The organism is Streptomyces sp. CS113 (assembly GCF_002188365.1).
GTDB lineage: Bacteria > Actinomycetota > Actinomycetes > Streptomycetales > Streptomycetaceae > Streptomyces > Streptomyces tendae.
The window spans coordinates 2,292,731-2,312,795 of record NZ_KZ195574.1; the positions used below are offsets into that span (position 1 = coordinate 2,292,731).

General features: G+C 72.5%; 17 protein-coding genes. 3 read left to right on the top strand and 14 right to left on the bottom strand.

Going from position 1 to position 20,065, the window contains the following annotated elements; translation table 11 throughout:
• Positions 1 to 26: 26 nt before the first annotated feature.
• The 7 genes from B9W62_RS09865 to B9W62_RS09895 form a co-directional block, all read right to left on the bottom strand.
• Positions 27 to 884: a S1 family peptidase gene (locus B9W62_RS09865; protein WP_087806823.1), complete on the bottom strand. Its 858-nt coding sequence runs from the start codon at positions 882 to 884 to the stop codon at positions 27 to 29.
• Between the two features lie 150 nt (positions 885 to 1,034).
• Positions 1,035 to 2,567: an RNA polymerase sigma factor gene (locus tag B9W62_RS09870; protein ID WP_087811838.1), complete on the bottom strand. Its 1,533-nt coding sequence runs from the start codon at positions 2,565 to 2,567 to the stop codon at positions 1,035 to 1,037.
• Positions 2,568 to 2,993: 426 nt separating this feature from the next.
• Positions 2,994 to 3,881, bottom strand: coding sequence for a sporulation transcriptional regulator WhiH (gene whiH, locus B9W62_RS09875; RefSeq protein ID WP_087806824.1), 888 nt, complete (start codon positions 3,879 to 3,881; stop codon positions 2,994 to 2,996).
• 163 nt (positions 3,882 to 4,044) lie between these two features.
• Positions 4,045 to 6,054, bottom strand: coding sequence for an ABC transporter ATP-binding protein (locus B9W62_RS09880; protein WP_087806825.1), 2,010 nt, complete (start codon positions 6,052 to 6,054; stop codon positions 4,045 to 4,047).
• 55 nt (positions 6,055 to 6,109) lie between these two features.
• Positions 6,110 to 6,868: an NUDIX hydrolase gene (locus tag B9W62_RS09885; RefSeq protein WP_087806826.1), complete on the bottom strand. Its 759-nt coding sequence runs from the start codon at positions 6,866 to 6,868 to the stop codon at positions 6,110 to 6,112.
• Between the two features lie 202 nt (positions 6,869 to 7,070).
• On the bottom strand, positions 7,071 to 8,618 hold the full coding sequence (locus B9W62_RS09890; RefSeq protein ID WP_087806827.1) for a DUF4192 domain-containing protein: 1,548 nt from the start codon (positions 8,616 to 8,618) through the stop codon (positions 7,071 to 7,073).
• Positions 8,619 to 8,749: 131 nt separating this feature from the next.
• Positions 8,750 to 10,909: a RecQ family ATP-dependent DNA helicase gene (locus B9W62_RS09895; RefSeq protein WP_087806828.1), complete on the bottom strand. Its 2,160-nt coding sequence runs from the start codon at positions 10,907 to 10,909 to the stop codon at positions 8,750 to 8,752.
• A 288-nt stretch (positions 10,910 to 11,197) separates the two neighbouring features.
• Here B9W62_RS09895 and B9W62_RS09900 point away from each other — a divergent pair, with 288 nt between their 5' ends.
• The gene (locus B9W62_RS09900; protein ID WP_087806829.1) at positions 11,198 to 11,812 is read left to right on the top strand and encodes a hypothetical protein; all 615 of its coding nucleotides are present in this window, start codon (positions 11,198 to 11,200) and stop codon (positions 11,810 to 11,812) included.
• Positions 11,813 to 12,225: 413 nt separating this feature from the next.
• Here the strand turns inward: B9W62_RS09900 and B9W62_RS09905 are convergent, their stop codons facing one another.
• The 3 genes from B9W62_RS09905 to B9W62_RS09915 form a co-directional block, all read right to left on the bottom strand.
• Positions 12,226 to 12,849: a hypothetical protein gene (locus B9W62_RS09905; RefSeq protein ID WP_087806830.1), complete on the bottom strand. Its 624-nt coding sequence runs from the start codon at positions 12,847 to 12,849 to the stop codon at positions 12,226 to 12,228.
• Positions 12,850 to 12,917: 68 nt separating this feature from the next.
• Entirely contained in the window at positions 12,918 to 13,619 is a 702-nt protein-coding gene (locus tag B9W62_RS09910) for a ribonuclease HII (RefSeq protein WP_087806831.1), read from the bottom strand.
• Positions 13,620 to 13,700: 81 nt separating this feature from the next.
• Complete coding sequence (locus B9W62_RS09915; RefSeq protein ID WP_087806832.1) at positions 13,701 to 14,321, bottom strand: TetR/AcrR family transcriptional regulator; 621 nt, start codon at positions 14,319 to 14,321, stop codon at positions 13,701 to 13,703.
• Positions 14,322 to 14,507: 186 nt separating this feature from the next.
• Here B9W62_RS09915 and B9W62_RS09920 point away from each other — a divergent pair, with 186 nt between their 5' ends.
• Entirely contained in the window at positions 14,508 to 16,055 is a 1,548-nt protein-coding gene (locus B9W62_RS09920) for an MFS transporter (protein WP_087806833.1), read from the top strand.
• 13 nt (positions 16,056 to 16,068) lie between these two features.
• Here B9W62_RS09920 and B9W62_RS09925 read toward each other — a convergent pair whose 3' ends face one another.
• The 3 genes from B9W62_RS09925 to B9W62_RS09935 form a co-directional block, all read right to left on the bottom strand.
• Entirely contained in the window at positions 16,069 to 16,974 is a 906-nt protein-coding gene (locus B9W62_RS09925; protein WP_087806834.1) for an ADP-ribosylglycohydrolase family protein, read from the bottom strand.
• Between the two features lie 12 nt (positions 16,975 to 16,986).
• Positions 16,987 to 17,646 (bottom strand): histidine phosphatase family protein, encoded by a 660-nt coding sequence (locus tag B9W62_RS09930; protein ID WP_087806835.1) that lies wholly within the window; start codon positions 17,644 to 17,646, stop codon positions 16,987 to 16,989.
• A gap of 106 nt (positions 17,647 to 17,752) precedes the next feature.
• Positions 17,753 to 18,367: a YdbC family protein gene (locus tag B9W62_RS09935; protein WP_087806836.1), complete on the bottom strand. Its 615-nt coding sequence runs from the start codon at positions 18,365 to 18,367 to the stop codon at positions 17,753 to 17,755.
• 157 nt (positions 18,368 to 18,524) lie between these two features.
• Between B9W62_RS09935 and B9W62_RS09940 the strand changes: the two genes are divergently transcribed.
• The gene (locus tag B9W62_RS09940; RefSeq protein ID WP_087806837.1) at positions 18,525 to 19,058 is read left to right on the top strand and encodes a TerD family protein; all 534 of its coding nucleotides are present in this window, start codon (positions 18,525 to 18,527) and stop codon (positions 19,056 to 19,058) included.
• On the opposite strand, the gene B9W62_RS09945 is transcribed toward B9W62_RS09940, so the two are convergent.
• Positions 19,024 to 19,920, bottom strand: a complete 897-nt coding sequence (locus B9W62_RS09945) for an alpha/beta fold hydrolase (protein ID WP_087806838.1) — start codon at positions 19,918 to 19,920, stop codon at positions 19,024 to 19,026. The genes B9W62_RS09940 and B9W62_RS09945 overlap by 35 nt on opposite strands.
• Positions 19,921 to 20,065 lie beyond the last annotated feature (145 nt).

A 20,065-nucleotide genomic window follows, 5' to 3' on the forward strand; every position in this document is an offset into this window, starting at 1 on the left:
CGTGCCCGAAAGGCTCTCAGCGGCCCTCAGAGGCCCCCGCGCCGGCCGTCGGCCGTGCGGTCCCAGCCCAGTGTCCGCAGTATCGAGGAGACCCGTGTATACACCCCGGGACTGCCCGGGCGCCCGCAGCCACTCCCCCACGACACCAGGCCGATGAGCCGTCCCTGGCCGACGAGCGGTCCTCCGCTGTCGCCCTGACAGGCGTCGCGGCCACCGGCGTCCTCCCCGGCACAGAGCATGGTGCTCGGGAGGTACCGCCCGTCGTCGCTCCCCGGATACGCCCGCTCGCAGGACGCGTCGGGAAGCACGCGGACCCGCGCCGCGTGCAGGCCGTTCGCGTAGTCGCCAGCGCCCGAGGTGTCCCCCCAGCCGTAGACGAGGGCCCCCGTGTCCGGCGTGTACGCGGGGTCGCCCTCCGCCGCCATCCCTATGACGGAGCCGGCGGGAAGGGCTTCGGAGAGCGTGAGCACCGCGAAGTCGCCGGCGTTGCTGCCGTCGTCGTGCCCCGGATTCACCCACACGGAGCGGACGGGGATCTCCTGCCCCTGGTCCGAGAGCAGATCGGTCCGGCCGGCGATGACCTTCAGGTCGCCCACCTGCTCGGGCGGCGACCCGAGCACCTCCTCCCCCAGGCAGTGGGCGGCGGTGAGCACGGTGGTCCGGCCGACGGCCACGCCCCCGCAGAACTGCCCCGCCCGCGTACCCCCGAACCGGTCACGGCTGGACAGGGCGACGGTCCACGGACTGTCGGACACTTCGACCGGAAATCCTCCGACGACGATGCTGTCGGCGGCCGCGGGGGCGGCGGACCCCAGCGGTATCGCGGTCGCCGCGGCCGCCAGCACCAGCGGCCGGGCCAGTGTCCGGGCAAAGAGACGACGCATGCGGGCTCCTCACTCCTAGGTGGTCATGAGACACCCAGAGTGATCCAGTACGCCGTGTCGCGCACCCGCTGCCCAGCGCGAAGACCCGGTTCCGCAGGTGGCGGGACCGGGCCTCGTCGCTCGTGTGTCGCTCGTACTGCCTACCGCGACCTAGTCGAGATAGTCGCGCAGCACCTGGGAGCGCGACGGGTGACGCAGCTTCGACATGGTCTTCGACTCGATCTGGCGGATGCGCTCACGCGTGACGCCGTACACCTTGCCGATCTCGTCGAGGGTCTTCGGCTGACCGTCGGTGAGACCGAAGCGCATGGAGACGACGCCCGCCTCGCGCTCGGACAGGGTGTCGAGCACGGAGTGCAGCTGCTCCTGGAGCAGGGTGAAGCTGACCGCGTCGGCCGGGACGACCGCCTCGGAGTCCTCGATGAGGTCACCGAACTCGCTGTCGCCGTCCTCGCCCAGCGGGGTGTGCAGCGAGATGGGCTCGCGGCCGTACTTCTGGACCTCGATGACCTTCTCCGGGGTCATGTCGAGCTCCTTGGCCAGCTCCTCCGGGGTGGGCTCGCGGCCCAGGTCCTGGAGCATCTGGCGCTGCACGCGCGCGAGCTTGTTGATGACCTCGACCATGTGCACCGGGATACGGATGGTGCGGGCCTGGTCGGCCATCGCGCGGGTGATCGCCTGACGGATCCACCAGGTGGCGTACGTGGAGAACTTGTAGCCCTTGGTGTAGTCGAACTTCTCCACCGCGCGGATCAGACCGAGGTTGCCCTCCTGGATGAGGTCCAGGAAGAGCATGCCGCGGCCCGTGTAGCGCTTGGCCAGGGAGACCACCAGGCGGAGGTTGGCCTCCAGCAGGTGGTTCTTGGCGCGGCGGCCGTCCTCGGCGATGATCTCCAGCTCGCGCTTGAGCTTGGGCGCGAGCTTGTCGGAGTTCGCCAGTTTGTCCTCGGCGAACAGACCGGCCTCGATGCGCTTGGCGAGTTCGACCTCCTGCTCGGCGTTGAGCAGGGGGACCTTGCCGATCTGCTTGAGGTAGTCCTTGACCGGGTCGGCCGTGGCGCCGGCCGCGGCGACCTGCTGGGCCGGAGCGTCGTCCTCGTCCTCGTCGGACAGCACGAAGCCCGCGTTCTCGGTGCCCTCGGGCTCCTCCGTCGCGGACTTCGGCTCCTCGGTCGCCTCGTCCTCGAGAAGCTCGCCGTCTTCCTTCTTGGCCGTGGTCTTCTTGGCCGCCGTCTTCTTGGCGGTCGTCTTCTTCGCCGTCGCCTTCTTGGCGGTCGTCTTCTTGGCCGCCGCCTTCTTGACGGGTGCCTCTTCCTCGACGGCGGGCTCGGTGGCGGGCGCTGCCGGGGCGGCGGGAGCGGTCGCCTTCCTGCTGGTCACCGTCTTGGCCGCGACCGTCTTGGTGGCGGTGCGCTTGGCGGGACTCTTCGCTGCGACGCTCTTTCGGGTGCGCTTGGGCTCTGCGGCACTGACCATCAGCGTCACACCCTCTTCCTCGAGGATCTGGTTGAGGCTGCGCAGTACGTTCTTCCACTGAGTGGCCGGAATCTGGTCAGCTTCGAAGGCCCGACGCACGTCATCGCCGGCGATCTGCCCCTCAGCCTTTCCCCGCTCAATGAGCGCCATGACAGAGACGGACTCGGCGATCTCCGGCGGGAGCGTACGGGATGTGCTGGCCGACACGAACAACCTCTCGGAACGTTGAAAAACGGCTTCCGGCCCCGTCCACGGCGGACAGGGGCCGACCACCGGCTTGGGAATGGGCCGACGGTGCGGGCGGGCCGGGGAGATGCACAGCGCCGTGAACGGCGTCCGTATTCCCTCCGCGGCTGTCACCTCTTAGGTCATCGTGTTGTTCCCAAGAGCGTTACGCCCAATCCGCGTGGCCCGAGTCACACCCCGTAAGCGATCAAAACCGGTCAGATGTGGACGAACAAGGTCACCAACTCATGCGGCCCGGCCGCACCGGGAAGACTCGGCCTCTCATCAGACCGTCGGACCCCGCGGAACCATGAGCGGTTCCGCGGGGTCCGACGGCGACGGCGGCGGCCGGCCACTGCCACAGGAGGGGTTTGGCATGACCGGACCGCGCCGTTCCGGCGGAAGCGGTCAGTGCTCGCGAGGAGCGGGCACCACGCGTTCCACCTCGGGGTGGACGGTCAGAAGTTGACGCATGGCCGCCTCGGCCGCCGCTCCGTCGCCGGTGGCGAGGGCGTCGACGATCCTGCCGTGCTGCGCGAGCGACACGTCGTTCGGCCGGTCACAGCCGGTGACCGGGCCCCCGGAGACATGGAGGGCGGCGGAGACGATCCCGGAGAGGTGATCCAGCATCCGGTTGCCCGCGACCTGGATGAGCAGGGAGTGGAACTCGGCATCGGCACGCGAGAAGGTGAGCGCGTCGCCCTGCCCCATGGCGTGGCCCATGATCCCGACCATGTCGGAGAGCCGCTGCTGGACGTCCTCGCGTCCGTGCCCGGCGGCCAGGCGCGCGGCGAGCGGCTCGATCGTCCAGCGCAGCTCGCTCAGCTCGCGGCGCTGGTCGTCGCGCTGCGGTCCGAAGGCACGCCATTCGATGATGTCCGGATCCAGCAGGTTCCAGTCACTGACGGGGCGCACCCGGGTGCCTACGTTGGGGCGGGCGCTGACCAGCCCCTTGGCCTCCAGCACGCGAAGGGACTCACGCACCACGGTGCGGGAGACCTCGAAACGCTGCCCGATCTCCTCGGGCACCAGCGGGCGGTCGGCACCCAGGTCGCCCGAAACGATCATCTGGCCAAGCTGCTGGACGAGTTGCCCGTGCAGTCCGCGGCCACGGTTGCCCGCGGTGCGCCGGCCCACGCGGCCCAGCTCGGGCTCCACCCCTTCCCAGGCGGGCGCCCCGACGCGGTCGACGGCGGGCGTCTCCGCGTACGGGTAGCGGTCGAGTTCGCCCGGGTTCGCGAGGCCGGAGTCGGCGGAACGGGCGGCGGTCATCATGGTGTGCGCAAGGGTACTCACGCATCCTTTGTCGGCGCCGGTCCCAACTCCCTTGAGGTCTTTGGTGAAAAGCACACGAAAGGGTGATCGCTCACCCCGTCGCAATTGACGCCTTATCGGAAAGAAATGGGCTTTCCCCGGGGAGTTGCGCGCACGGTCGGAACGGAAGGGCGAGACCGCCGTCTCAAACCCTGCTCCGCAGGGTCGTGAGCAGATAGGCGCAGAGCAGGGCGGTCAGCGACAACGTCAGTGCACCGCCCACCGGTTGGACGATCAGGCGCAGCGCCTCGGCCACAAAGCGCTCGCCGCCGAACGGCCACTGGGTCAGGAGGACCTCGCGCACCCGCATCGGGAACCCGGCGGCCGTCCGCACGGACGGGCCCGTCCAGACCTTCTGTACGAGCGGTACGACGACGACCGGGACGGCGACCACCGCCGCCAGCCCGGCGGTGGTGGACCGGAAGACGCCGGCGGCGAGCACCCCGGACCAGGCGCATCCGACGACGAGTCCGAGCCAACCCGCGCTCAGTGCGGGCCAGTCGGCGGGGACCCGCGCGAGCTCCGGACCGTAGAGGAGCCGGAGCAGCTCGGCGTCGCACCCCACCGTCAGGACGGCCAGCAGTAGTGCCGCCGCCGCGGAGACGAGGAGTTTGGCGGTCAGCAGCCCCAGGCGGCGGGGCACGGTGCCGCGGTCCGCCGCCAGGGCGGGGTGGCGGAACTCGTCGCCGAAGGCGAGGGCGCCGAGCAGTCCCGCGCCGAGCGCGGCGGGGGGCAGCGGGAGCTCACGCGGCCACGCGGCCAGGAGCCGCGGCTGCGGGGTGTGTCCGATCCGGGCCAGGACCACGGCGGTGACGGCGGACACCAGGAGTACGACCGCGCCGATGACGAATCCGGTACGGACACCCGTGACGCGACGGAGTTCGTAGCGCAGCGGACGCAGGGGGCCGGGGGCGGAGCGGACGGCGATGGGGGGCGGAAGCGTGGCGGCCGCTTCCCGGGCCGTCGGACTGCCGGGGACGAGGCTGCCGGCCGGGCGCGGGGTGCGGTGCGGGATGGCCTCGGGTGCGGAGGGTCCGGCGTCTCGGGGGTAGTGGCCGGTGAGGAGGGCCCGGCGGGGGCCGGGAGTTCTGCGCAGGACGGTCCCGGGCGCGGGCCGGTCCGCGGCACCGGCGGTGTCCGCGAGCGCGTCCGTCGCCGCGTCGGGAGCCGGGCACGCCAGGCCGGCCCTCTCGATGCCGGCCCTCTCGGCGTCCCGCGCGCGACCGCCGTCCGCATCCGGTCGCTCCTGCTGCCGGGCTGCCGGGATCTCGCCGGCACCGGGTCCCATGTCACCGACCTCGTCGGCCAGTTGGTGGACGAGGATGCCGTGCCGGAAGGCCGTCTCGCCGATGTCGGCGCACGTACTGCCGTAGACGGCGAGCCGGTTGCCTCCCTCGCGGACCACCTCGACGGAACGGCGTGCCGTGCGTGCCTCCTTCGTCACCAGGGCGGCGAGCCGGACGGCGTGCGGGCTGCGTACGGCGACGCGGGGCCGCAGCCGGGTACGGGAGAACTCCGCCGCCTCCTGGTCGGCGACGACCCGGCCCCGCTCCAGCGTGACGACGTGGTCGGCGCTGCGCGCGGCCTCCTTGGGGTCGGCCGTGCTGAACAGGACCGTGCCGCCCTGGGCGGCGTGCGCGCGCAGGGCGCCGTGCAGCAGCCGGGCGTCCTGGGGGGCGAGTGCGCCTGCGGGATCGTCGAAGACCAGGGTGTGCGGGTCGGGCACCAGTGCGCAGGCCAGCCCGAGGCGTCGGTCCATGCCGCGGGAGAGGGTGCCGAGGCGTTCGTCGCGCAGGTGCGCGATACCGGCCGACTCCAGGACCTCGTCCGCCCGGCGGACGGGGACGCCGGCGGCCGCGCACAGCATGCGGAGATGGCCGCGCACCGTACGGGCGGGGTGGCCGGGGACGTCTCCCAGTAGCACGCCCACCTCGCGTGCGGGGTGGGCGATGCGGTGCAGGGGGCGGCCTCTGAAGTAGGTGAGACCACGGCCCCGTTGGAGCCCGAGCATGAGTCTGAGTGCCGTCGTCTTGCCGGCGCCCGATGCTCCGAGCAGCGCGGTGACGCGGCCCGCGCGCGCCTCGAACGAGACGTCGTCGACGGCGGGCGGAAGCTCCTTGCGGGGGTTGCTGGTCAGTCCGAAGGCCTGGATCACCTGTAGCAGAATAGCGTGCGATATCCGGTTTTTCGGGCATCGCACGGGCCCGGCGTCACACCTCGGGACGGAGCATCGGGGGGTTCAGGAGGGTCGCGCCGCCCGCACGGAAGAGCTGGGCGGGACGGCCGCCCTGACGGGTGGTCGTCCCGCCGGTGGGGACGAGGAAGCCCGGAGTGCCCGTCACCTTGCGGTGGAAGTTGCGGGGGTCGAGCGCCACGCTCCACACCGCCTCGTAGACACGGCGCAGCTCGCCCACGGTGAATTCGGGCGGGCAGAAGGCGGTGGCCAGGGACGAGTACTCGATCTTGGAGCGGGCTCGCTCCACCCCGTCCGCCAGAATCCGGGCGTGGTCGAAGGCGAGCGGCGCCACCGCCTCGCCGGCCCTGCCGTAGCCGCTCTGTTCCAGCAGTTCCTCGACCGGGGCCCAGCGGGCGTTGCTGGCGTCGCCGCCCGCTCGCGGTGCGGGCAGGTCCGGCGCGAGCGCGAGGTGGGCGACGCTGACCACCCGCATCCGGGGGTCGCGCTCGGGGTCACCGTAGGTCGCGAGCTGCTCCAGGTGAGCGCCGTTGTCCTGGCTGGGCGCGGCGGGGTCGTGGACGCACAGCCCCGTCTCCTCGGCCAGCTCCCGCGCCGCCGCCTGCGCCAGGTCCTCACCGGCCCGTACGAACCCGCCCGGCAGGGCCCACCGGCCCTGGAACGGAGGCTCGCCCCTGCGCACCGCCAGCGCGCACAGGGAGTGGCGACGCACGGTCAGCACGACCAGGTCCACAGTGACGGCGAAGGGCGGAAAGGCTGACGGGTCGTAGGGCATGCGGCGATCATAGTCGTCTGCCTGACGATAAACACTCCCTTCGCCAACCGCCGGGGGTACTGATCCGCTTCCTCGCAGCCTGCGTCTCACCCCCGCCCCGCACCCGGTGCGGGGGCGCGTCGCACCAGGTCAGGTGCGCGATGTCGGCGAGCTGGCCGACGCGTGGGGCCGGCGCGCCGCTCCCGGGCCGCGGCCACCCGTCTCAGGCGCACTCGTCGCCCCCTTGGCTCCCGTGCCCGGCCGGATCCACCCCCTCCGGGCCGGCCCCCTTCCGGCCCGTGACCGGCGCCCCCGAGGACTGCGGGCGGGGCCGGTCCGTCCGTGCGGTCCCGGGGCGCCCGGCCCCGGAGGGCGTGTGGGGACGACCGGTCTCGGTGCCGGGCTCACGGCCCCGCGCCCGCACGCCGCGGCGGACGGCACGGGGCGTGGCGGGAGACCGCGTGCGGCGCCGGCCGCCGGAGGCCGAGGCAGTCGAGGGCGGGACGGGTTCCGGCCCCGCGGCCGGGCCGCCGGGTGCGTCGTCCTCGGGGGTGTCCGTGTCGGCTTCCCCTCCTTCCCTGCCCTCGCGCAGGCAGCGGCGGATCGACTCGGGGTCGAGGCCCTCGTTGCACGCCTGGTGCAGGAGCCGGGCGAAGAGGTAGTCGGGATCGGCGCCGAGGGCCATGGCCAGTGCCTCCCGCGCCTCCAGTTCGTCACCGGCGGACCAGGCGACCCAACCGGCGAGGGTGAGGGGCGCGGCCGCGTGTTCGCCGTACGGCCCGACGCAACGGCGGGCCAGGGCCCGCCAGAGGCGCAGCGCGGGGGCCGCCTCGTCGCCCTCCATCCACGCGGCCGCGCGGTCGCGTGTCGTCCGGTCCTGGAGTCCGAGGATCAGCGCCGCCGCCTCGTCGTGCCCCAGCAGCCCGTCGTCACGCAGGTCCTCGGCCGGCACACCGGACACGGACGGGGCACCGGCCAGGCGTCGCATGATCCGCTCGGCCGACTCCAGGGTCTCCTCGGCCACCTGCGCGCGGCCGTCGGCGTCGAGGATCCGGGGGACCAGCGTCGCGGCGGTCGCGTCCAGGGCCGCCGCCTGCTCGACCGCCACCGCGTCCTCCCTGGGGAGCATCCTGACCCGCAGCTCACTGAGCGAGCCGCGCACCCGGATACCGGCGTAGGTGGCCGCCGCGGCCAGCACCGACGTGCCCGGCGGACCCATGGGGAGGCCCTCGGCCGGGCAGCAGGCCTCCACGTCGCAGCAGTACGACCAGAAGCGCCCGTCCGAGATGCACAGTGCTTCGACGACCGGAATGTCGAGGGCGCCGCACTCGACCCGCAGCCTCTGGGCCAACGGTCGCAGTCGCTCCATCACGTCCCGGCCGGTCTCGCCCGGGCCCGCCTCCTGGCAGAGGTAGGCGACCATCTGCTCGGGCCGCACCCCTCGGCGCTCGCTTCCGGTCACCAGGCCGTGGACCAGCTGCCCGGCCGCGCCCGCCCAGTCGTCCGGGCTCGCCGGAATACCGAGCCGGGCGCGGCCGCCGAACCGGCCCCGCCCCTCCCTGTCGCGCAGGGCGGCCAGGACGATGCTGTCCTCGGGGCGGTATCCGAGCAGGTACGGCAGGGCGTCGGCGAGCTCGGCCGGGGTGCGCAGGGTGACCTGGTGTTCGTCTCCGGGGCTCTCGTGCGGGGTTCCGTGCGCCCGGTCCGGCCGTGCGGCCTGCGAGATGTCGCCGTTCTCGGAGGATCCAGGCGTTTCGCTGTGGTTCGTCATGGCTCGACGATCTCGCGGATCGGGAAGTTCCGCTTTGCCCTGTGGATAACTACCGCCAGGGACACGTCACTGTCACTTCACTGCGGGCCCTCCCCGCCTCCCCGCCCCCGGCATCACCCTCTCCGGAAGCCCTATCCGGCCAGGGCCAGGACGAGCGGGAGAACCTCGCCGGCACCGGCCTGGCGCAGGAGGCGGGCGCCCACGGCCAGGGTCCAGCCGGAGTCGCTGTAGTCGTCGACGAGCAGAACCGGGCCGGCAGTACCGGCCAGGGCCGTGGCGAGGTCGCCGGGCACGGTGAACGACTCGGCCAGCGCGCGCAGCCGCTGGGCGGAGTTGCTGCGGTGGGCGGCGTACGCGTCGGCGTGCGGGGTGAGGGCGAGGCTGCCCAGCAGCGGGAGCCTGCCGATCCGCGCCACTCCCTCGGCCAGTGAGCCGACCAGGTGGGGGCGGGTACGGGAGGGCATGGCGACGACGCCCACGGGCCGCGCCACCGCGTCGGGCGAGCCGGAGGCCCAGCCGCCCGGTGAGCGCGCCCAGTCGGCCAGCACCGTGACGACGGCGGCCAGCACGTCGTCCGGGACCGGGGCGTCCGCCGCCTGCGCCGACAGGAGCGGCCGCAGGCGGTTGCCCCAGCCGATGTCCGACAGCCTCCCCAGCGCCCGCCCGGTCAGGGCCTGCTGGCCAGCGGGGATGCGGCCCTTGAGGTCCATCCCCACCGCGGCGAGCCCGGTCGGCCACATCTTGCGCGGCTCGACCTCCACGCCCGGCCGGTCCAGCTCGCCCGTCGCCGCCGCCAGGGCCGCGGAGGAGACGGCCGGGTCGAGCCAGGGCCCGGCGCAGGTGTCGCAGCGACCGCAGGGGGCCGCCTTCTCGTCGTCGAGCTGCCGCTGCAAGAACTCCATGCGGCACCCCGTGGTCGCCACGTAGTCCCGCATGGCCTGCTGCTCCGCCTGGCGCTGCCGGGCCACCCACGCGTACCGCTCCGCGTCGTAGGCCCAGGGCCGTCCCGTGGCGGTCCAGCCGCCCTTGACGCGCTTGACCGCGCCGTCCACGTCCAGGACCTTGAGCATCGTCTCCAGCCGCGAACGGCGGAGGTCGACCAGCGGCTCCAGCGCCGGGAGCGACAGGGGCCGCCCGGCCTCCTCCAGCACCGCAAGCGTGCGCCGGACCTGCTCCTCCGGCGGGAAGCCCACCGAGGCGAAGTAGGCCCAGATCGCCTCGTCCTCCCGGCCCGGCAGCAGCAGGACGTCCGCGTGGTCCACACCGCGCCCGGCACGCCCCACCTGCTGGTAGTAGGCGATGGGGGACGAGGGCGACCCCAGGTGCACGACGAAGCCCAGGTCGGGCTTGTCGAAGCCCATGCCCAGCGCCGACGTCGCCACGAGCGCCTTCACCCGGTTCGCCAGCAGGTCCTCCTCCGCCTGCAACCGGTCGGCGTTCTCCGTCTTGCCCGTGTAGGAGGCCACCGGATGACCGCGCTGCCGCAGGAAGGCGGCGACCTCTTCCGCCGCCGCCACCGTCAGCGTGTAGATGATTCCGGACCCGGGCAGATCACCCAGCCGCTCCCCCAGCCACGCCAGCCGGTGCGCCGCGTCGGGCAGCTCGAGCACCCCCAGGCGCAGGCTCTCCCGGTCGAGCGGCCCCCGCAGCACCAGGGCGTCCCCGCCGCCCGTGCCCAACTGCTCCGCCACGTCGGCCGTGACGCGCGCGTTGGCGGTCGCGGTGGTGGCCAGCACCGGCACCCCCGCCGGCAGCTCGGCCAGCATGGTGCGCAGCCGGCGGTAGTCGGGGCGGAAGTCGTGGCCCCAGTCGGAGATGCAGTGCGCCTCGTCCACCACGAGCAGGCCGGTGGTGGCCGCGAGCTTCGGCAGTACCTGATCGCGGAAGTCCACGGAGTTGAGACGCTCCGGGCTCACCAGCAGGACGTCGGTCTCACCCCGCTCGACCTCCCCGTAGACCGTCTCCCAGTCCTCCGGGTTCGCCGAGTTGATCGTGCGGGCGCGGATCCCCGCCCGCGCGGCCGCCTCGACCTGGTTGCGCATCAGCGCCAGCAGCGGCGAGATGATCACCGTGGGCCCCGCGCCACGCCGCCGGAGCAGGGCGGTGGCGACGAAGTACACGGCCGATTTGCCCCAGCCGGTGCGCTGCACCACCAGAGCCCGCCGGTGCTCCTCCACCAGGGCCGCCACCGCCTGCCACTGATCCTCCCGCAGCCGCGCCGAGCCCTTGCGGTCGCCGACGAGCTCGGCGAGGACGGCGTCGGCTTCGGTACGGAGTTCCACGTGGTCCATACCCCCATGCAACCCGATGGCACTGACAATCGGCGAATCCGGAACGGACCGCGGCGCGTGCCGGGCCCCATGCGTCGCCCGGTGACCCTCGGGGTAGGGATATAGAACGCACATCGGCCGATATGGGTCCTCGGTCTCAATTGCTCGTTGCCGCATCCAAGTTCGACAGGAAGAATTGAAGTCCGCTCCCCGCACGGCCCCTCCGTGACCCGGCAGGGCTTCGCTGCGGTGCGCGCTCCCCGAATCCGACCCTGCCCGCAGTGTGGGCGCGTAGCCGAAGGGAGGAACGTGACCTTCGGATTCGCTCCGTCATCGGCGGCCTCGTTTTCGTCGTCCGCCGCTTCCGCCACCCGCATGCTCGAACCGGCGGAGTGGGCCGCCGCCGGGATCCCGCTGCTGCGCAATCCCCGCGAGGTCGTCACCGGACTGCACGCGCGGCACCGCCCCGAACCCGCGACGGCGGTCGTGGCGGTACTCGACCCGGACGAACGGCTGCGCGCCAGCGCCTCGTTCACCAGCCGCCGCGCGCCCGCCGACGGCTGGGTGTTCCGCAACGCGCTGCTCTCCCAGCTGCGCCGCGTCATCCCGCACGATCTGCGGCGCCGCACTCCGGTGCGTACCGCCGTGCTGCTCTACTGCCGTGACGGCGACGCGCGGTGGACGCAGGAGGACGGTGCGTGGATGTGGGGGCTGCGGGACGCCTGCACGCTGCACGGATTGCGCTGCGGCGCGTACATCACGCTGACCCGGGACGGCTGGCAGGTCCTCGGCGAGGTCCGCGGCGGGCGTCGGCCCAACGCGGCGTCGGCGCCGGAGCCCTTCGCCACGGCGGAGGCACCACCCCCGCCGCCGCGCACCGGCGGAGTCGCCTCGGACGTGCTGCGCCGGGCCGCGGCCCGCTGAGCACCGCGGCAGGCCGGGTCCGGCGGCCGCGTCGGCCTCCCCGAGGGGTGAGCCGACCGGCCCGTGGCCCCGGCGGTGGTACGACAGGCCCGCGACCCGACCGATGACGGCACGTTCCCGTAGCCGTAGCCGTAGCCGTAGCCGTAGCCCGACCAACGACAGCACGCGCCCGTGACCTGACCGATCGCGGTACGTTCCCGTAGCCCGACCGACGACAGCACGCGCCCGTGACCCGGCCGACGACAGCACCGGCCCGAGCCCCGACCGGCGTGCGGCCCGGCGGGCCCGGTCCGCTACCGCGCCGGGCGCCGTCGGTGTGCCCGGGCGCACGCCGGAACCGTCTCCGTGCGGGGGCTCCGCACCGGCGCCCCCGGAGGTCACCCCCGGCGTCCGCCGCGCTCGGCGGACCGGGCTCAGACCCCCGCGCCCAGCACCGAGTTGATCCGCTGCGGGTCGCCGCAGACGATCAGCAGGGCGCCGGCCCGCGAGTGGGCCACGGTCAGGGCGGTGACAGCGGCGGCCTCGGGGCCGCCGTTGAGCGCGACCACGACCACGGCCCGCGAGCCGGCACGGTCCGCGACGGCGGCGTCCGCGTAGAAGACGTCGTCGCCCGCGTCGTGCTGCGCCCAGTAGGCGGCATCGCCGAAGGACAGTTCGTGGGCCGCCCACGGGTGGGCGTCGCCGGTGGTGATCACCAGCACGTCACCAGGGGTACGACCCGAGTCCAGCAGCAGGTCCACGGCCTCTTCGGCGGCGTCGAGCGCACCGTCGGGCGTGGCCGGGATCAACTGGATCTGCGGGGCGGCCGAGGTGGCTGCCGGGGTGGCCGGACCCGCGGGTCCGGGTGTGGCCGCGGCCGTGTCGCGCGACGCGCGTTGCGCCGGCGGTGCCGGCCGCACCGGGCCGGGGCGCGGCGGAGCCGCGGGACGGGGGCCGGGTACGGGGCGGGGGGTCGGCGCGGTGCGGCCGCTGGCCGGAGTGGCGCGGGGACCCTGGGCCTTCTCGTGAATCTGAGGCTCCTCGGGAATGAGAGGCATGAGCTGATATTTATCAAACGTTGGTGCGGCTCGCGTCGGCGGGTGGCACATGCCTGCGAGCGGAACCGTCAGAAATCGAATCCGAGCTGACCCTCGATTTCCGGAACGCTTCCGTCCACCCAACTGCGGACCTTCTTGAGGTGCCGCCACTGGGGCAGCGCATCAAGATACGCCCACGACAACCGGTGGTGCGGGGTGGGGCCCCGCTCCTCCAGTGCGGCCTTGTGCACGGGCGACGGATACCCGGCGTTGTCCGCAAAACCGAAGTCTGCATGGTCGACACCCAGTTCGGCCATCATTTTGTCGCGCTGGACCTTGGCGAGCACCGAGGCCGCCGCGACGGCGACGCAGGACTGATCGCCCTTGATCACCGTACGGACCCGCCAAGGAGTGCCGAGGTAGTCGTGCTTGCCGTCGAGGATGACCGCCTCGGGGCGGACCGGCAGGGTCTCCAGGGCACGCACCGCCGCCAGGCGCAGCGCGGCGGTCATGCCCAGCGCGTCGATCTCCTCCGGAGAGGCGTGCCCCAGGGCGTAGGACGTGACCCAGGTCCGCAACTCCGCCTCGAGTTCGGTGCGTCGCTTGAGGGTGAGCAGCTTGGAGTCGGTCAGGCCGACCGGGGGTCGGCGCAGTCCGGTGATCGCGGCACAGACGGTGACCGGGCCGGCCCACGCGCCGCGCCCCACCTCGTCGACACCGGCAATGACCTTCGCTCCGGTCGTGGCGCGAAGGGAGCGCTCGACGGTGTGAGTGGGTGGTTCGTACGGCATGGCGCCCCTAGCGTACGCCGCTGCGATCCCCCGGCGACACCCCGGTTGCCCTAACGGCACCGGCCTCCGCGCCGGCCGGGATCAGGGGCTGTCGGGCCGGAGCAGCGGGACCATCAACTGGTCGATCATTTCCTCCAGCTCGCGGTCCGTCCATTCACTTGCACAAATCTTCGAGCGGTACATCATCATCGCCGGGATGGCGTCGAAGACGTATCCGTTGGCCGCGTCGTGCCGGACCTCTCCCCGCTCCATTCCGCGGTTGATGACCTCACGCAGCATCTCGAGGGTCGGCTCGACCACCCCCTTGATGATCACCGCATGGAAGCGCTCGGCCTGCATGGTGTCGCATTCGTGAATCACGGAACGCAGAGCGAATCCGGGGCGGCTGTACATCGCGTCGCGCGCCCGGCGGCAGAGTTCCAGCAGATCCTCGCGCACGCTTCCGAGGTCGGGAGCCGTGTCGAAGTCCGGCAGTCCGGACCGCAGCGCGTCCGCGACGAGGTCTTCCTTGGACGGCCAGCGGCGGTAGACGGCCGCCTTGCCGGTCTGCGCGCCCGCGGCCACTCCCTCCATCGTCAGGCCGTTCCAGCCGACCGTGCCGAGCTGATCCAGCGCGGCCTCGAGGATCGCGCGCTCCAGGACCGCGCCACGCCGACGGGAGGGCGTCTGGGCGGAGGCGGCCGCCCAGTGCGAAGGAACCATGTCGGAGGTCTCCAGAAAGCAGTGAAAACGGGTATTCGGGGATGAAGCGCACATTGCGCGGCCGCAACGGGGACCGGACGCGCAACGACACGAGAAGTGAACGGTTGCGTTCACTGTCTCCGGGTCACTAACGTTGAAGCAACAGTGAACGTGAGCGTTCACTAAGTCACTCGTGGGGGACACATAGTGCCAACCTCTTCTCTGATCAAAGACCAGAAGCCGGGAGCGGCCCGCCGGGAGGGGCATCCCGGCATCGCACTCGCCGTCATCGCGGCCTGCCAACTCATGGTCGTACTCGATGCCACGATTGTGAACATCGCGCTTCCGCACATCCAGAACGCGCTCGACTTCAGCACCACCGACCTCACCTGGGTCGTCAGCGCCTACACGCTCACCTTCGGCGGCCTGCTCCTGCTCGGCGGCCGAGCCGGTGACATCCTCGGCAGGCGCCGGGTCTTCATGACCGGCATCCTGCTCTTCACCTTCGCCTCGCTGCTCGGCGGCTTCGCCCAGGAACCCTGGCAGCTCCTGGCGGCGCGCGTCCTGCAAGGCATGGGCGGCGCGATCGCCTCGCCCACGTCGCTGGCCCTCATCGCCACCACCTTCCCCGAGGGACCGGAGCGCAACCGGGCCTTCGGCGTCTTCGCCGCCGTCTCCGCCGGTGGCGGCGCCATCGGTCTTCTGGCGGGCGGCATGCTCACCGAGTGGCTCGACTGGCGCTGGGTGCTCTTCGTCAACGTGCCGATCGGTGTGCTGATAGCCGTGCTGGCGCCGCTCTACATCAGCGAGTCCGAACGGCACTCCGGCCGCTTCGACATCGCCGGGGCGGTGACCTCGACGGCGGGCATGGCCCTGCTCGTCTACGGCTTCATCCGGGCCGCCGACGAGGGCTGGCGGGACAACCTGACCATCGGGTCCTTCGCCGCCGCCGTGGTCCTGCTGCTGGCCTTCGTCCGCATCGAGCGGCGGGCCAGGGAGCCGATCACGCCGCTGAAGATGTTCGCCGACCGCAACCGCTCCGGCACGTACGTGATCATGCTGAGCCTGGCCGCGGCGATGTTCGGCATGTTCTTCTACATCGTGCTGTTCGTGCAGAACGTGCTCGGCTACAGCCCCATCGAGGCCGGTCTGGCCTTCCTGCCGGTCACGGTCGTGATCGCGGCCGGTGCGGGACTGTCGCAGCGCTTCCTGCCCGTCTTCGGCCCCAAGCCGTTCATGATCGTGGGTTCGGCGCTCGCCGCGCTCGGACTCGGCTGGCAGGCCCTCATCAGCTCCGACAGCTCGTATGTCGGCGGGATCCTGGGACCGATGCTGATCTTCGGCTTCGGCATGGGGCTGAACTTCGTGACGCTGACGCTGACCGCGGTCTCCGGGGTCGCCCAGCACGAGGCGGGCGCGGCGTCGGGCCTGCTCAACGCGATGCAGCAGGTGGGGGGCTCGATCGGCCTCGCCATCCTGACGACGGTCTTCGGCACGGCGAGCAAGAACGAGGGGGAGAAGCAGGTGCGGGACTTCCTCGCCAACGGTACGCCGGAGCAGAAGGCGGAGTTCGCCCAGACCCACCAGCTGCCCGCGCCCTGGTCGCACGACGTCCTGGCGCAGGGCATCTCGGCCGCCTTCATCCCGGCCGCCGCCATGGCCGTACTGGCTCTGGCCACGGCCTGGCTGGTGATCCGGGTACGCAAGAGCGACCTGGACGCACTGTCCGGCACGGCGGGACCGGGTATGGGCTGACCAGGGGCTCCGGTCAGGCGGAAACGGTCATCCAGTCGGGCAGCGCCTCCACCCGCCCCGCCCACTCGGCCGGTGGCGCGCCCGCCTGGCCGGCCGCGACGACGCCGCCCACGATGGCGCAGGTCGTGTCCACGTCCCCACCGACCTGCGCGGTCGTCCAGAACGCGGTCTCGTACGCCCCGAGGGCGCGGGCCGCGGACCAGAGCGCGAAGGGGACGGTGTCGTGCGCGGTCGTACGGCGACCACAGCCCAGGACCGCCGCCACGGTGGCCGCGTCGCCGTAGTCGAGCATGTCCCGGGCGCGGCGCAGTCCGGCGCCCACCGCGCTCTTCGGTACCAGCGCGATCACGCCGTCGAGGAGCGCGTGCGCGGAGGGCGGGCCGGCCGGATCGGCGGCCAGCGCCGCGGCGGCCGCGACGGCCATGGCGCCGACCACCGCCTCACGGTGCTGGTGCGTCGGGTAGGCCGAGATCTCGGCCTGGTGGGTCGCCTGCTCCGGGTCGTCCGCGTACCAGGCACCGAGCGGCGCGATGCGCATGGCGGCGCCGTTGCCCCAGGAGCCCTGCCCGTTGAACAGGGCCGCGGCCAGCTCGCGCCAGTCGCCGCCTTCCCTGACCAGGCGCAGCAGCCGGTTGACCGCGGGGCCGTACCCCCGGTCGAAGTCGTGGTGGTGGGCGAAGGAGAGGGCCAGCGCGTCCTGGTCGATGCGGTGGTGGGCGGCCAGGACGCAGACCACGGAACACGCCATTTCCGTGTCGTCCGTCCACTGCCAGGTGCCGGGCGGCAGCTCGCGGCGCCCCAGCAGCGGATAGTTCGCAGGAACGAAGAACTGTGAGCCCAGCGCGTCCCCCACCGACAGTCCGCGCAGGCTGGACAGGGCCCGGTCCAGGCGCCCGTCAGGAGAAGAATGAGCGGTCATCGCCCTGCCACTCTATCCGGTGATCCCGTACGGTTCCGGATCTCGCCAGCGTTCGAAGGGCCGGTCAAGGGTGTACCTGCCGTCCTCACCGAGAACGAGCATCCGCATCTCGGCGTTCCCGGGGTTGGACAGCGACTCGAACTCCGCGACCGTCCAGTGGAACCACCTCATGCAGAACAGCCGCATGGCGAGCCCGTGCGTCACCAGCAGCACGTTCGGCGGATGGTCGGGGTCCTCGAAGCTGCGGAAGAGGCTCTCCAGGAAGCCGCCGACCCGGTCGTACACGTCGGCGCCGGACTCGCCCTGGGCGAAGCGGTAGAAGAAGTGGCCGTAGGCGTCGCGGTAGGCCTTTTGCAGGCGCACGTCGTCGCGGTCCTGCCAGTTGCCCCAGTCCTGCTCGCGCAGCCGCGGCTCCTCGCGTATCCGTATGAGGTCCGGGTCGAGGTGGAAGGAGCGCAGGGTCTCGTGGGTACGGCGGTACGGGGAGACGTACACGCTGATCCGCTCGCGGCCGAACACCTCGCGCAGGCCCTTACCGGTCTCCTCGGCCTGCGCCCGGCCCCGGTCGGTCAGGGCGAGGGCGTGGTCGGGTTCGCGCTCGTACACGGTGTCATCGACGTTGCCGGTCGACTCGCCGTGCCGGACAAGAACGATGCGCCGTGGTCGTGCCATGCCAGAACCCTAGATCGAGCCGGGCGGAATCAGGCACTCGTAGGGGCCCCGTACGGCGTACGTCACACGGTCTCCACACCCGGGCGAGCCGAGGTGGGTCCGGATCTCAAACGGTCCAGGAGGGTTCCAGCTGCACGATGTCGCCCGTCAGCGCCGCGATGTCGGCCTCCGTCTGGGCGCGCAGGGCGAGCCGTTCCACCCGCTCGGTGCGGTACTTTCCGTGTTCGGCGGCCGACAGCCACATGGACAGCACGAGGTACTCGTTGTACCCGTCGCCCGGGGACTCGCCGAACAGGCCGCGGATCATGCCGGGCGAGCCGGCCATCGCCGGGTTCCAGACCTTCTCCTGCATGAGGACGTAGTGCTCGGCCCGTTCCTCGTGGACCCGGCACAGCGCCACCCGCAGCAGGTCGGCGTCGGTGAAGCGCGGCTCGAAGCCGGTCTTCACGTCGAACCGGTAGTCGAAGAGCCTGACCTGGGCGTCCTTGAAGGTGCCCACCTGCGCCGAGGCCAGCCGGTCGTGGGAGCGGGCCATGAAGGAGTCGTAGAAGGCACGGCTCTCCCAGAAGGCGAAGACGTGCGCCACGTCCGGCCGCCCCCGGCTCCAGCCACCCCCCTGCCCCCGAAAACCCGGCTCCCCCGGGAGCCCCGCCCACTTCCGCTGCCCCCGCTCGAAACCGCGGCGGTCCACCACGGTGCAGCGAATCCACTTGACCAGCACCGCGCCATGGTAAGGCCAGGAACACGGCGCCGGCCGTTCTCCGGCGGACAGCTTGCCCACCTCTGCGTGCCGGTGCGTGGCAGGATGGACAACCGGCCGTCACCGCCCGGCAGTTCCGAGGGCCGGGCAGGGCGGGGGACCTGGGAAGGGGAAGTCTGTGAACGGCCTCAGCAAGGGCGTGGGCAAGGTCGAGGTCGCGCTGCGGTGGGATCCGGGCCCGGCGGGACAGCCACCCGTCGACCTGGACCTGGTCGCCGGGACCTATCGCGCCGACGATCCGTACGGCACCCCGGCCTACGTGGTGCACTTCGACAGCCGCTCACCGGACGGCACGATCTACCTCAACCGGGACAGCAAGGACGGCAAGGGCTTCGGTTTCGACGAGGTCATGACGCTGGAGCTGGAGCGGCTGGACGCCCGGTACGCGCGCGTGGTGGTGGGCGTCGCCATACAGCAGCACACCGACGACCGGACCTTCGGCGACGTGACCAACCCGGGTCTGCGCATCCGCGAGGGCTACACGGACCTCGCCGCGGACGACTTCGGCGGCGTCCCGGGCGCCACGGCGGCCACGGTCGCGGAGTTCGTCCGTGACGAGACGGGGGCGTGGGAGTTCCGGGCGGGCGTGCACGGCTTCGAGGGGGACCCCGCGTCCTTCACCCGTGTGATGGGCGCGACGCGCCGCCCCTGACGGCCGCCCCGGCCGTCCCGCGCCCGAGCGTGAGCATCGCCTCGGCGACCTCGCCGACCGCCGCGTCGGGGATCGCGGTGGCGGCCTCCTCGAGGACGAGCAGCCGCGCCCGGGGAATCGCGCGGGCGATCGCCTCACCGTTGCCGACGGGGAAAAACGGGTCGCGGCGGCCGTGGACGACGAGCGTGGGGATCGCGATGCCGGGCAGCCGCTCACGCCAGCGGGGTGCGCAGTCCAGCCGGGAGAACACCATGCCCATCTGGTTGGCCATCTGGACCGGGGCGGCGGTGCCGGGCGTGCGGTCCCAGATGCGGGCGGCCTTCGCGCGCGCGGCGACGGGGTCGTCGCCGAGGAGCTCCGCGCCGGTGGCGGCGAACTCGGCCACCGCCTCACGGTCGGTCCAGTCGGGCATCGGCCGCGCGAACAGCCGGCCCATAGTCGCCCGGTCGTGGTCGGGCAGGTCGTCGTCGGGCGGGCCGGGCGCGACCGCGCGGGTGCCGACGAGCGTGAGCGCCGAGAACGCGCCCGGATGGTCGAGCGCGGCCACCTGGGCGACCATGCCTCCGACGCCGATCCCGGCGAGGTGTGCGGGCCCGGCACCGAGCACGCCGGGTAGGGCCGCCGCGTCGGCGGCGAGGTCACGCAGGGTGTAGGTGGGCGCCTGCGGGTCCGCCGTGGTCGACGCCCCGCTGTCGCGCAGGTCGTAGCGCACGACGCGGCGCCCGCCCGCGGCCAGGCGCTCGCAGAGCGCGTCGGGCCACGAGAGCATCGTCGTCCCGCCCACGAGCAGGACGAGTGGCGCGTCGTCGGCACCGAACGACTCGATACCCAAAGCGATCTCATGGACGCTGACTGTTGTCATCGCAGCCTCGGCAGCCGTAGTAGGTCGGGTGTGTCGCAGGGCAGACCCGATCCGGCGCCCGAAGTCATCGCTCGCGCGTCCGCCGTGTGCCGGAGGTGGGCGTGGGGGGGCAGGCCGCCGGCACACACGGAAGGGGACCGGCCGG